This is a genomic window from Streptomyces sp. NPDC111516 (genome assembly GCF_055635345.1).
In genome coordinates this window covers 925,822-939,009 of the sequence record NZ_JBVKBV010000001.1, presented here as the reverse complement: position 1 = coordinate 939,009, position 13,188 = coordinate 925,822, and the positions used below count along the sequence as shown (strand labels likewise).

At 67.8% G+C, this 13,188-nt stretch carries 10 protein-coding genes and 2 tRNA genes; 9 read left to right on the top strand and 3 right to left on the bottom strand.

The window, feature by feature from the left end; genetic code table 11:
• Window positions 1-3 precede the first annotated feature (3 nt).
• Window positions 4-510, top strand: coding sequence for an HD domain-containing protein (locus ACZ7L9_RS04390; protein WP_471412376.1), 507 nt, complete (start codon window positions 4-6; stop codon window positions 508-510).
• Between the two features lie 10 nt (window positions 511-520).
• Here the strand turns inward: ACZ7L9_RS04390 and ACZ7L9_RS04385 are convergent, their stop codons facing one another.
• Window positions 521-1,675, bottom strand: a complete 1,155-nt coding sequence (locus ACZ7L9_RS04385; RefSeq protein ID WP_471412375.1) for an acyltransferase family protein — start codon at window positions 1,673-1,675, stop codon at window positions 521-523.
• A gap of 480 nt (window positions 1,676-2,155) precedes the next feature.
• On the opposite strand from ACZ7L9_RS04385, the gene ACZ7L9_RS04380 reads away from it, so the two are divergent.
• On the top strand, window positions 2,156-2,350 hold the full coding sequence (locus ACZ7L9_RS04380) for a hypothetical protein (RefSeq protein WP_471412374.1): 195 nt from the start codon (window positions 2,156-2,158) through the stop codon (window positions 2,348-2,350).
• Window positions 2,351-2,471: 121 nt separating this feature from the next.
• On the opposite strand, the gene ACZ7L9_RS04375 is transcribed toward ACZ7L9_RS04380, so the two are convergent.
• Window positions 2,472-2,545, bottom strand: a tRNA-Gly gene (locus ACZ7L9_RS04375).
• Window positions 2,546-2,711: 166 nt separating this feature from the next.
• On the opposite strand from ACZ7L9_RS04375, the gene ACZ7L9_RS04370 reads away from it, so the two are divergent.
• The 5 genes from ACZ7L9_RS04370 (at window position 2,712) to clpX (ending at window position 7,609) form a co-directional block, all read left to right on the top strand.
• A tRNA-Pro gene (locus tag ACZ7L9_RS04370) sits at window positions 2,712-2,788 on the top strand.
• Window positions 2,789-2,957: 169 nt separating this feature from the next.
• Window positions 2,958-4,373, top strand: a complete 1,416-nt coding sequence (gene tig, locus ACZ7L9_RS04365) for a trigger factor (protein WP_471412373.1) — start codon at window positions 2,958-2,960, stop codon at window positions 4,371-4,373.
• Window positions 4,374-4,785: 412 nt separating this feature from the next.
• On the top strand, window positions 4,786-5,391 hold the full coding sequence (locus tag ACZ7L9_RS04360; RefSeq protein WP_471412784.1) for an ATP-dependent Clp protease proteolytic subunit: 606 nt from the start codon (window positions 4,786-4,788) through the stop codon (window positions 5,389-5,391).
• Window positions 5,392-5,472: 81 nt separating this feature from the next.
• Window positions 5,473-6,153, top strand: a complete 681-nt coding sequence (locus tag ACZ7L9_RS04355; protein ID WP_351078414.1) for an ATP-dependent Clp protease proteolytic subunit — start codon at window positions 5,473-5,475, stop codon at window positions 6,151-6,153.
• Between the two features lie 157 nt (window positions 6,154-6,310).
• Window positions 6,311-7,609, top strand: coding sequence for an ATP-dependent Clp protease ATP-binding subunit ClpX (gene clpX, locus ACZ7L9_RS04350; protein WP_471412371.1), 1,299 nt, complete (start codon window positions 6,311-6,313; stop codon window positions 7,607-7,609).
• Between the two features lie 82 nt (window positions 7,610-7,691).
• On the opposite strand, the gene ACZ7L9_RS04345 is transcribed toward clpX, so the two are convergent.
• Complete coding sequence (locus ACZ7L9_RS04345; RefSeq protein WP_471412782.1) at window positions 7,692-8,726, bottom strand: hypothetical protein; 1,035 nt, start codon at window positions 8,724-8,726, stop codon at window positions 7,692-7,694.
• A gap of 153 nt (window positions 8,727-8,879) precedes the next feature.
• Here ACZ7L9_RS04345 and ACZ7L9_RS04340 point away from each other — a divergent pair, with 153 nt between their 5' ends.
• The gene (locus tag ACZ7L9_RS04340) at window positions 8,880-11,528 is read left to right on the top strand and encodes a valine--tRNA ligase (RefSeq protein ID WP_471412369.1); all 2,649 of its coding nucleotides are present in this window, start codon (window positions 8,880-8,882) and stop codon (window positions 11,526-11,528) included.
• Between the two features lie 136 nt (window positions 11,529-11,664).
• Window positions 11,665-13,188 carry a bifunctional tetrahydrofolate synthase/dihydrofolate synthase gene (gene folC, locus ACZ7L9_RS04335; RefSeq protein ID WP_471412368.1) on the top strand — a complete coding sequence of 508 codons (1,524 nt, stop codon included), beginning with the start codon at window positions 11,665-11,667 and terminating at the stop codon, window positions 13,186-13,188.

The following is a 13,188-nucleotide window of genomic DNA, read 5'->3' as shown; positions in this document are numbered from 1 at the left end:
GCCATGCCCACACCACACGCACAGCTGACCCTGGCCGAAGTAGAGGCGATCGCCCGCGGGGCCCACGCCGACCAGCGGGACAAGGCGGGACGCCCGTACACCGAGCACCTCGCCGCCGTCGCCGAAGGCGTACGGACCAGGGGCGGCAGCGACGAACAGATCGCCGCGGCCTGGTTGCACGACGCCGTCGAGGACGACGCGCTGTCGGCACGGTGGCTGGCCGATGCAGCGCTGCCGCAACAGGTCAAGGACATGGTCCTCGCCGTCACCAGACGTGACGGCGAGGACCTCGGTTCGTACACCCGGCGCATCCTCGAGACCCCGGGCGCCCTGCTGGTCAAGGAGTCCGACCTGGCACACAACGCCGATCCGGCCCGCCTCGCCGTACTGGAACCGGCGACCCGTACCCGACTGGCCGAGAAGTATGCGCAGGTACGGCGGTTGCTCGGGCTCACCCCAGGTGAACCGCCTGCCGAGCAATCGGTTCAAGCCAACACGGCGACGGACTGAACCACCCGGATCAGCGTCCGGTCGCGTCCCGCCGGAACGCCCAGTTCATCTCCGGCTCGGTCACCACGCGCAGCACTCTCCGTACCGGTGGCGTACACATCAGCGTCACCGCACCGGCCGCGACCAGTGAGACGAGGACCAGACCGGCGGGCGTCGAGAGCCAGTCGTACTTGTCGAACACCCCGGCGTATTTGGCGCCCTTGATCAGGAATCCGTGCAGCAGATAGCCGCAGATCGTCCCGGCGCCGAGCACGGTGAACCACATGTGGCGGCGCGGCACCCAGGACAGGAACCCGATGGTGAGCAGCAGCGCGCAGCCGAACATCGCCAGCGTCATCACGGCACCGGACCACCACGGGGCGCCCATCTCCTGCGCGCTGTTGCTGCGGTAGAACCAGCCCAGCTGCATCCGCGGCGCCGCCCAGTACGCGAAGACCAGGGCCCCGGCGAACAAAGGCAGCGCGAGCATCCGTACCTCACGCCGGCGGATCAGCTGGAAATGCTCGGGTTTCAACTGGAGTCCCAGCACGAAGAACGGCAGGAACTGCAGAACCCGCTGGAGATCGAGATCGTCGCCGATCGTCGGGGAGAACGAGGCGAGTACGGCGATGACGAGCGCCACCAGCAGCGGATGGCGCAGGGCCTGCCACAGCGGTGTGGTGATCCGCCAGATGAACAGCGCGGCCAGGAACCAGGTGAGATACCAGGGGTCGAGCAGGCTGATCGGCTGATCCGGCGAGTTGTCCGCGTACCGCTTGAACAGCGAATACGCCGTCTCGAACACCACATAGGGCACGGCGACGCCGGTGACCAGGCGTTTCACCTTGGGTGCGGACAGATCGAACGAGCGGGAGAAATAGCCGGAGACGATGATGAACGCCGGCATGTGAAAGGTGTACGCCACCATGTACAGCGCACGGGCGGTCCGGCTGCCATCCATCACCGGTTCCCACGCGTGCGCCACCGCGACGAGCACGATGGCCAGATATTTGACGTTGTCGAAATAGGCGTCACGCTTCTTCGCCGGCGTACCCGCCGGAGGCTTGTTCGCCACCGGTGCGGGGGGCGCCGCGGTGGCGGTCGTCGTCCCTCGGCGTCTGGGCTCCGACTCCCGGGTCGCCGATGGGAGCGGGGCCCTCTGAAATACGTTCGGAGCGTGGAACATCTAAAGCACCTTAGACGCCTCCATTGCCATGCGTAAAACCGTGCACGGATATTGCGTGTTCGCGTCCAATCAAAAGCGAAACCGCCACGAACTGACCGCTATGCCCGGATTCATCCCCATTGAATGGGGCGTATCGGTGGGCGATTGGGAGGGGTGGATTTCATTGCGCGGAGACCTTGGAATTGCGTGTGAATGAAGTGTGCGGATATGGAAACCGTCACAGTCGTACGCTGTTGTGATTGTTTTATTCACAGATCGCTCACAGGTGCGCGGAGCGGGGGCGCGGGACCGGTGACGACCCCTGTGCGGCCGTGCGCCCCCAGGCGCACGCGGGGCGCAAGGATGGCGCGATCCCGTCACTTCGGTCCGTCACCTGGCAGCCAGCACGGGGAAGTTGGTGGCACGATGGACGGAACGGAGAAGTGCTCGGCCGCACATCTCCGGGCCGGCAAGGCGGACCGACCAAGGGTGTGATCAGTCGTGGCCATTTCACTGTCTGTGGTGCTTCTGTTGGCGATCATCCTGGTGGTCCTGATCCGAGGCGGCTCCATCAAGGCAGGACCCGCGATCGTCGCGGTGCTCTTCGGCTTCTTCCTGGCATCGACCGGCCTGGCGCCGTCGATCAGCAAGTTCATGAACTCCATAGCGGAGAGCATCAACCAGATCACTTTCTGACCCGGTCCCGGTCCGGTTCCGCTGCTGCCTGCCGCGCGCTCCGGCGTGCAGCGGGCGGGAGGCGTGAGCGGAACGCAAAGGGCCCGGTCCGACGAGCAATTCGTCGAACCGGGCCCAAGCATGGAGCGGGCGACGGGAATCGAACCCGCGTAGCTAGTTTGGAAGACTAGGGCTCTACCATTGAGCTACGCCCGCAAGCACTGCACCGCAGGTCCGGGGGCCGACGGCACGAGAAGCATCGTAGCGGGTCGCGGGCGCTGTCCGCACACCCGATTGCGGTCACCCGGTGTCGCGTTCCGTGCGGCCCGCGCAAAGCGGCGGATGGACTGCCTGTCTGCATGTACCCTACGTGTCGCACCGGCGGGGTGTGGCGCAGCTTGGTAGCGCGTCCGCTTTGGGAGCGGAAGGTCGTCGGTTCGAATCCGGCCACCCCGACCATCGGCAAGATCGCAGACCACCGGCGGGATCGCATTGTGGGAGTCCGTCTTCTTGCCGTTACTATGCAAAATGCGTGCCCGTGTGTCTGATCTGCCGGGCTCGGTCCGCGAAGTCGCCAACCGTGCGGCGGAGCAGAACCCCAAGAAGTCAGCCACAAGGAGACCGAACCGTGAAGAGCGCCGTGGAGACCCTGAACCCGACCCGGGTTCGGCTCACTGTCGAGGTGCCCTTCGAGGAGCTCAAGGACAGCCTCGACGCGGCGTACAAGAAGATCAACCAGCAGGTCACGGTGAAGGGCTTCCGCAAGGGCAAGATCCCCGCCCGGGTCATCGACCAGCGGTTCGGCCGCGGTGCGGTGCTGGAGGAGGCCGTCAACGACGCGCTCCCGAAGTTCTACACCGAGGCCGTCAACGAGGGTGAGCTCAACGTCCTCGGCCAGCCCGAGGTCGACATCACCGAGCTGAAGGACGGCGAACTGCTGGCCTTCACCGCCGAGGTTGACGTACGCCCCGAGATCGAGATTCCGGACTACTCCGGCATCGAGGTCACCGTCGACGCCCTCGAGGTCAGCGACGAGGACGTCGAGAAGGCCGTGGAGCAGCTCCGCGAGCGCTTCGCCTCCACCAACCCGGTCGAGCGCGCCGCCGCCGAGGGCGATGTCGTCACGATCGACCTGCAGGCCAAGGTCGACGGCGAGGTCCTGGAGGACGGCGTGGCCGAGGGTGTCTCGTACACCATCGGTTCCGGCGAGCTCCTCGACGGCATCGACGCCGCGGTCACCGGCCTGGAGGCGGGTGGCGAGGCCACCTTCGCCTCCGAGCTGAAGGGCGGCTCGGCCGAGGGCAAGGAGGCCGAGGTCACCGTCAAGGTCACCGCCGTCGCCGCCCGTGAGCTCCCCGAGCTGGACGACGAGTTCGCCCAGATGGCGAGCGAGTTCGACACCCTCGACGAGCTGAAGGCGGACAGCCGCAAGCGCCTTGAGGACACCAAGCAGTACGAGCAGGCCACCCAGGCCCAGGAGCGCGTCCTGGACGAGCTGCTGAAGCTGGCCGAGGTCCCGATCCCGGAGAAGCTGCTCGCGGACGAGGTCCAGACCCGCAAGCACAACCTGGAGCACCACCAGCTCGGTCAGATGGGTCTGACCCTCGACAAGTACCTGGAGATCCAGGGCAAGACGGCCGAGGAGTTCGAGGCCGAGACCTCCGAGCAGGCGGTCAAGGGCATCAAGACCCAGTTCCTCCTGGACGAGATCGTCAACAAGGAGAAGCTGAACGTCAACCAGGAGGAGCTCACCGAGCACCTCATGCGGCGTGCCGCTTCCTCCGGCATGAGCCCCGACCAGTTCGCCCAGGCCGTCGTCGAGGGCGGCCAGGTGCCGATGCTCGTCGGCGAGGTCGCCCGCGGCAAGGCGCTGGCCGTGGTCGTCGAGGCCGCCAAGGTCGTCGACACCAACGGTGAGGTCGTCGACCTGGAGGACGACGAGGAGGCCATCGAGACGGTCGAAGCCGCCGACGGCTCCGCCGAGGCCGTCGCCGACGCCGCCGAAGAGGCCGCCAAGGCCACCGAGGAGAAGACCGAGGCCTGAGCCTCGCGCTGACCCTCGACGGGCTCCGGACGCGCAGCGTCCGGAGCCCGTCGTCTTGGACCGACCGGCAAATGGGGGGCGGCGTCGCGGGGCTGGGCACGCACATCTGCCGCGTTATCGTCGGTCACCAACGCTCCGCGTTGACTCCTTCCTCCGCCTTACACCCAGCCCCGCTCCTTCTCCCACCCCCCCATTTGCCGGTCGGTCTTATGGCGTACGGTGCCCCACAACCCTTGTGCGGACTGCGGACCTTGCGCTCCCAGCGAACAGTTGCGGAAGCGGGATGGCGTTGTCCTACCTGCGCGTTAGGGTCCATTAGTAGGAAGGGCAGGGGAGCCCCCGCCCACCGGTACGAAGACGCTGAGACGGCCGGAGCCGTCAGAGACGAGCAGGTGGATACGTGACGAATCTGATGCCCTACGCCGCCGGAGAGCCGTCCCTCGGTGGAGGCCTCGGTGACCAGGTCTACAGCCGACTGCTCGGCGAACGCATCATCTTCCTCGGTCAGCAGGTCGACGATGAGATCGCCAACAAGATCACGGCGCAGATGCTTCTCCTTGCCGCCGATCCGGACAAGGACATCTACCTCTACATCAACAGCCCCGGCGGCTCGGTGACGGCCGGCATGGCGGTCTACGACACCATGCAGTACATCCCGAACGACGTGGTCACCATCGGCATGGGCATGGCGGCCTCGATGGGTCAGTTCCTGCTCACCGGTGGCAGCGCGGGCAAGCGCTTCGCGCTCCCGAACACCGACATCCTCATGCACCAGGGCTCGGCCGGCATCGGCGGTACGGCCTCGGACATCAAGATCCAGGCCCAGTACCTGCTGCGCACCAAGCAGCGGATGGCCGAGATCACCGCCCGCCACTCCGGCCAGACGGTCGAGACGATCATCCGCGACGGCGACCGCGACCGCTGGTACACCGCGGAGGAGGCCAAGGAGTACGGCCTCATCGACGAGATCATCACGGTCGCATCGGGCGTTCCGGGCGGCGGCGGCACCGGCGCCTGATCCGGTCACCCACCGGATCAGGCCCCACCGCCCCGCGCACCTCTCGTACGCCGAGACACCCAGCCACAGAACGCCACCAGGATGGTGAACACCCACATGAACAACTTCCCCGGCGCCTCCGCGAGCGGCCTCTACACCGGCCCGCAGGTGGACAACCGATACATCGTGCCGCGCTTCGTGGAGCGCACCTCGCAGGGCGTGCGTGAGTACGACCCGTACGCGAAGCTCTTCGAGGAGCGCGTGATCTTCCTCGGCGTGCAGATCGACGACGCCTCCGCCAACGACGTCATGGCGCAGCTGCTGTGCCTGGAGTCGATGGACCCGGACCGGGACATCTCGATCTACATCAACAGCCCCGGCGGCTCGTTCACCGCGCTCACCGCGATCTACGACACGATGCAGTTCGTGAAGCCGGACATCCAGACGGTCTGCATGGGCCAGGCGGCCTCCGCCGCGGCCGTGCTGCTCGCCGCGGGTACGCCCGGCAAGCGGATGGCGCTGCCCAACGCCCGTGTACTGATCCACCAGCCGTCCTCGCAGACCGGCCGGGAGCAGCTCTCCGACCTGGAGATCGCGGCCAACGAGATCCTGCGGATGCGCACCCAGCTGGAGGAGATGCTGGCCAAGCACTCCACCACGCCGCTGGAGAAGATCCGCGACGACATCGAGCGCGACAAGATCCTGACCGCCGAGGACGCCCTCGCCTACGGTCTCGTCGACCAGATCGTGTCGACCCGCAAGCAGGCGGCCACGGCCGTCTGACGTCGGCCTTCACCCCTTGGCGCGGCGAGTTCGCACCGCATCGGCTGTGTGAACCGTGCCAAGGGGGGCCCGAACGGGGGGCAAGGCAAGGTACCGTCGGATAGAGGCACCAGGAGCCGCTGAACCAGGCTGCTCCCAGGCGAAGGGGAAGCACCTCGTGGCACGCATCGGTGATGGCGGCGATCTGCTCAAGTGCTCGTTCTGCGGAAAGAGCCAGAAGCAGGTGAAGAAGCTCATCGCGGGACCCGGTGTGTACATCTGCGACGAGTGCATCGATCTCTGCAACGAGATCATCGAGGAGGAGCTCGCGGAGACCTCCGAGGTGCGGTGGGAGGAACTCCCCAAGCCGCGCGAGATCTACGAGTTCCTCGAGGGGTACGTCGTCGGGCAGGAGCCCGCGAAGAAGGCCCTCTCGGTCGCTGTGTACAACCACTACAAGCGGGTCCAGGCGGGCGAGAACGGCGGCGCCCAGGGCCGGGACGACGGCATCGAACTGGCCAAGTCCAACATCCTGCTGCTGGGCCCCACGGGCTCCGGCAAGACGCTGCTCGCGCAGACCCTGGCCCGTATGCTCAACGTCCCGTTCGCCATCGCCGACGCGACGGCGCTGACGGAGGCCGGCTATGTCGGCGAGGACGTCGAGAACATCCTGCTGAAGCTGATCCAGGCCGCGGACTACGACGTCAAGAAGGCCGAGACCGGGATCATCTACATCGACGAGATCGACAAGGTCGCCCGCAAGAGCGAGAACCCGTCGATCACCCGCGATGTCTCCGGCGAGGGTGTCCAGCAGGCCCTGTTGAAGATCCTGGAGGGCACCACCGCCTCCGTACCGCCGCAGGGCGGCCGGAAGCACCCGCACCAGGAATTCATCCAGATCGACACGACGAACGTGCTGTTCATCGTGGGCGGTGCCTTCTCCGGGCTGGAGAAGATCATCGAGTCGCGGGCGGGTGCCAAGGGCATCGGCTTCGGCGCGACGATCCGTTCCAAGCGCGAGATCGAGGCGAGCGACCAGTTCCAGGAGGTCATGCCGGAGGACCTGGTGAAGTTCGGGATGATCCCGGAGTTCATCGGCCGGCTGCCCGTCCTCACCTCGGTCCACAACCTGGACCGCGAGGCACTGCTGCAGATCCTCGTCGAGCCGCGCAACGCGCTGGTGAAGCAGTATCAACGACTGTTCGAACTCGACGGTGTCGAGCTGGACTTCGACCGCCCGGCCCTGGAGGCCATCGCCGACCAGGCGATCCTGCGCGGCACCGGGGCGCGTGGCCTGCGGGCCATCATGGAGGAGGTCCTCCAGTCCGTGATGTACGAGGTGCCGTCCCGCAAGGACGTCGCCCGCGTCGTCATCACGGCGGACGTCGTCCGCAACAACGTGAACCCGACGCTGGTCCCGCGCGAACCGCGCACGATCGGCAAGGGCGACGACGGGCGGCACGAGAAGTCCGCGTAGCGGTAGCGGTATGTGAACCCGAACGGAAGGGGCGCCCGGCCGGTTGAACTGGCGGGGCGCCCCTTCCGTCGTTCCGTGTGTGCTACTTGACCTCGACGCGGACGTCGTTGCGGAGCTTGGCCGCATCGTTGGCTGCGTCGTCCAGGGAGATGCTCTTGCCGGTCATCATGCCCGCCATGTCCAGGTCCATGACGTACACCACGGTGCTGTGGTCGCCCCAGATGCAGAAGGGCATGGTGGTTTCCTTACCGCCCCCGGTGCTGCTGATGTCCGTGACTTTCGCTTCCTGGCACTTCAGGACACCGTTCTCGAACCCGGCCGGGGTGAAGGCCTTCGGGCTGCCGACGAACTCGCTCTTGGTCCTGTCCTCGGGGTCCGGGTCCTTCGCAGCCTCGGACTTCATCTTGGCGAACATGGCGTCGACGACCTTCTCGGGGTCCTCGATGTCACCGTAGACGCCGTTGAACGACAGCATTTTCTGGGTGGCCGCCTCGCCGGAGGTGTAACTGGCCCCGGCGCCCTTGGCGTTGTGCACCCCCCAGCCCTCGGCCTCCTTGACGTCCTTCGCCGTCATCTTGTCCTCGTCCCCCTGACTGGGGCTCTTCTTGTACGCGCCGTCGAGCACTGTCTCCGGCGTCGTCAGCTTGTACGTCTTGCCGTCGTCGGCGACCGAACTGCCCCCGCCCGACGTCAGGAGGTACACCCCGCCCGCGATGACCGCCAACGCCACGACCGCACCGCCGATGATCAGACCGGTCTTCTTCTTCGGCTGAGCCGGGGGCATCGGCATCTGGCCGCCGTACTGCGGGCCGCCGTACGGGGGCGTGGGCGGCTGCTGGCCGTACGGGCCGGGCTGCTGGGCCTGGGGGTAGCCGTAGCCGGGCTGGCCCTGCGGCGGGACACCCTGCGGGGCCTGCTGCGGGTACCCGTAACCGGGCTGGCCCTGCGGCGGCTGCTGACCGTACGGTCCGGGCTGCTGGCCGTACGGGCCGGGCTGGCCCTGGGGCGGCTGGCCACCGTACGGTCCGGGCTGGCCCTGGGGCGGCTGCTGGCCGTACGGTCCGGGCTGGCCCTGCGGAGGCTGGCCGCCGTACGGGCCCGGCTGGTTGTGGCTCATCTGCGGTGTCCCCTGTTCGGAAGTGCTCATCGGAATGCTTATGCGTTCCGAACATCCTGACGGAAGGTCCACCCGCGTGGACCACCGGGAGTCACACCGTTACTCAACAATCCCGTTTCAATGCACGACTGTGACGGCCCTAAACTGTCCCCCGTGACCGAGAACCCTCAGCAGACGCCAGCCAGCAACCCCGAACTGCCGACCCAGTACGCACCGGCCGAGGTAGAGGGGAAGCTGTATGAGCGCTGGGTAGAACGTGGTTACTTCGAGGCCGACGAGCACAGCGAGAAGCCGCCGTACTCCATCGTCATCCCGCCGCCGAACGTCACGGGCAGCCTGCACCTGGGGCATGCCTTCGAGCACACGCTGATCGACGCCCTCGTCCGCCGCAAGCGCATGCAGGGCTTCGAGGCGCTGTACCAGCCCGGCATGGACCACGCCGGCATCGCCACCCAGAACGTCGTCGAGCGCGAGCTCGGCAAGGAGGGCAAGTCCCGCCACGACCTGGGCCGCGAGGCGTTCGTCGAGCGCGTCTGGCAGTGGAAGAACGAGTCCGGCGGCCAGATCTCCGGACAGATGCGCCGCCTCGGCGAGGGCGTCGCCTGGTCCCGTGAGCGCTTCACCATGGACGAGGGTCTGTCCACCGCCGTCCAGACCGTCTTCAAGCAGATGTACGACGACGGGCTGATCTACCGCGCCGAGCGCATCATCAACTGGTGCCCGCGCTGCCTGACCGCGATCTCGGACATCGAGGTCGAGTACCAGGACGACGACGGCGAGCTCGTCTCCATGACGTACGGGGAGGGCGACGACACCATCGTCGTCGCCACGACCCGCGCCGAGACGATGCTCGGTGACACCGCGGTCGCCGTCCACCCCGACGACGAGCGCTACAAGCACCTCGTCGGCAGGCAGATCAAGCTGCCGCTGACCGACCGTACGATCCCCGTCGTCGCCGACCACCACGTCGACCCGGAGTTCGGCACCGGTGCCGTGAAGGTCACGCCCGCCCACGACCCGAACGACTTCGAGATCGGCAAGCGCCACGACCTGCCGTTCCTCACGGTCATGGACGAGCGCGCCGTCATCACCGTCCCCGGCCCGTTCGAGGGACTCGACCGCCTGGAGGCCCGGTCCGCGATCGTCGGCGCACTGCGCGCCGAGGGCCGGATCGTCACCGAGAAGCGCCCGTACATCCACTCCGTCGGCCACTGCTCGCGCTGCAAGACCACCGTCGAGCCGCGGCTGTCGCTCCAGTGGTGGGTCAAGGTCGCCCCGCTCGCCAAGGCGGCCGGTGACGCCGTCCGCGACGGCAAGGTCAAGATCCACCCGCAGGAGATGGAGAAGCGCTACTTCGACTGGGTCGACAACCTCCACGACTGGACGATCTCGCGCCAGCTCTGGTGGGGTCACCGCATCCCCGTCTGGTACGGCCCGAACGGCGAGGTCGTCTGCGTCGGACCGGACGACGAGGCCCCCACGGGCGAGGGCTGGACGCAGGACCACGACGTCCTGGACACCTGGTTCTCCTCCGGCCTGTGGCCGTTCTCCACGCTCGGCTGGCCGGAGCGGACCGACAGCCTCGCGAAGTTCTACCCGAACTCCGTCCTGGTCACCGGCTACGACATCCTCTTCTTCTGGGTCGCCCGGATGATGATGTTCGGCCTGTACGTCAACGACGGCGTCCCGCCGTTCCACACCATCGTCCTGCACGGCATGGTCCGCGACGAGCACGGCAAGAAGATGTCGAAGTCCTTCGGCAACGTCGTCAACCCGCTGGACTGGATGGACAAGTACGGCTCCGACGCGCTGCGCTTCACGCTGGCACGCGGCGCCAACCCGGGTGTCGACGTCCCGATCGGCGAGGACTGGGTCCAGGGCTCCCGGAACTTCGCCAACAAGATCTGGAACGCGACGCGGTTCGCGCTGATGAACGGCGCCACCGTCGAGGGTGAACTGCCGCCCGCCGAGCAGTTGTCGGTGACCGACCGGTGGATCCTGTCGCGGCTCAACAAGACGGTCGCCGAAGTCGACGCGTTCTACGACGACTTCCAGTTCGCCAAGCTCAGCGAGGCGCTCTACCACTTCGCGTGGGACGAGGTCTTCGACTGGTACGTCGAGCTGTCCAAGACCACGTTCTTCGCCGGCGGTGAGCAGGCCAAGGTCTCCGGCCGGGTCCTCGGCGAGGTCCTCGATGTGATGCTGCGTCTGCTGCACCCGGTCGTCCCGTTCGTCACCGAGACGCTCTGGACCACGCTCACCGGCAAGGAGTCCGTCGTCATCGCCGACTGGCCGGCCGCTGTGTCCGTTCCCGGGGCCGATGCCCCGGGCGGCTTCCGCGACGACGCCGCCGAGCAGGAGATCGCGCTCGTCCAACAGGTCGTCACCGAGGTCCGCCGGTTCCGCTCCGACCAGGGCCTGCAGCCCGGTCAGAAGGTCCCGGCCGAGCTCGGCCTGACCGGCACCGCGCTCGCCCCGCACGAGGCGGCCATCCGCCAGGTGCTGCGCCTGCAGCCGGCCGGCGACGGCTTCCACGCCACCGCGTCGCTGCCGGTCGCCGGGGCCACGGTCGCCCTCGACCTGTCCGGCACGATCGACGTCGCGGCCGAGCGCAAGCGCCTGACGAAGGACCTGGGCGCCGCCGAGAAGGAGAAGGCCCAGGCCAACGGCAAGCTCTCCAACGAGGCGTTCCTCGGCAAGGCCCCGGACAACGTGGTCGACAAGATCCGCGGCCGGCTCGCCAAGGCCGAGGCGGACATCGAGCGGATCACCAACCAGCTGGCGAACCTGCCGAAGGGCTGATCACCCGCTGACGGCGAGGCCCCCGTACCCCCGCTGCCGGGAGATACGGGGGCTTCGCCCGTCCCGCGCCCGAAGCCGGACTCCGGTGTCACCGGGCGCTGCGCACGATGTCCGTGCTCATCCGTAGACTGGCCTCGTGAGTGAGCCCCGCCCTTCCGACCGGCACGACGCCTCCGATCCCGACGACACCTTCGCGGAGATCGTCGACGAAGCGACCCAGCGCGACCCCGACCTGGCGGTGATCGAGGCCGGGAGCCGCACGCTGCGCACCCGCTCGGGGCCGCCGCAGGGTCAGGACGCCCCCGCCCGCCCCGCCGATCCCGAGGTGGACAAGGCGTTGCGTGCCGTGGAGCAGGAGCTCGCAGGGCGCTGGGGCGAGACCAAGCTGGAGCCGTCCGTCACGCGCATCGCCGCGCTGATGGACGTGCTCGGCGAACCGCAGCGCGCCTACCCCTCGATCCACATCACCGGGACCAACGGCAAGACGAGCACGGCCCGCATGATCGAAGCCCTGCTCGGCGCCTTCGACCTGCGGACCGGCCGTTACACCTCGCCGCACGTCCAGTCGATCACCGAGCGGATCAGCCTGGACGGCTCGCCGATGGACCCCGAGCGGTTCATCGAGGCGTACCAGGACATCAAGCCGTACGTGGAAATGGTCGACGCCCAGCAGCCCTACCGGCTCTCCTTCTTCGAGGTGCTGACGGGCATGGCGTACGCGGCGTTCGCCGACGCGCCGGTCGACGTCGCCGTCGTGGAGGTCGGCATGGGCGGCAGCTGGGACGCGACGAACGTCATCGACGCCTCGGTCGCCGTCGTCACCCCCATCTCGCTGGACCACACCGACCGGCTCGGTAGTACGCCCGCCGAGATCGCCGGCGAGAAGGCCGGGATCATCAAGCAGGACGCCACGGTCATCCTGGCGCAGCAGCCCGTCGACGCCGCGCAGGTCATGCTGAAGAAGGCCGTCGAGGTCGACGCCACGGTCGCCCGCGAAGGCATGGAGTTCGGCGTCGTCTCCCGCGAGATCGCCGTCGGCGGCCAGTTGCTGACGCTGCGCGGCCTCGGCGGCGAGTACTCGGAGGTCTTCCTCCCGCTGTACGGCGCCCACCAGGCGCACAACGCGGCGGTGGCCCTCTGCGCCGTGGAGGCGTTCTTCGGGATCGGCGCCGAGCAGCCCGGTGCGCTCGACATCGACACGGTCCGCCAGGCCTTCGCCTCGGTGGTCTCGCCGGGCCGTCTCGAAGTGGTCCGCTCCAGCCCGACCGTCGTCCTGGACGCGGCCCACAACCCGGCGGGCGCCCGCGCCACCGCTGACGGGCTCTCCGAGGCGTTCGGCTTCTCCCGGCTGATCGGTGTGGTCGGCGCCAGCGACGACAAGGACGTCAAGGGGCTCCTCGAAGCCTTCGAGCCGATCTTCGCCGAGGTCGTCATCACCCAGAACTCCAGCGGCCGCGCGATGGACGCCGACGAACTGGCCGCCGTCGCGGTCGAGGTCTTCGGCGGCGACCGCGTCCAGGTCGAGCCGCGCCTCGACGACGCGCTGGAGGCGGCGATCACCCTCGCCGAGGAAGAGGACGAGTACGCGGGCGCCGGCGTCCTGGTGACCGGTTCCGTGATCACGGTCGGCGAGGCCCGACTGCTCCTGGGAAGGCACTGA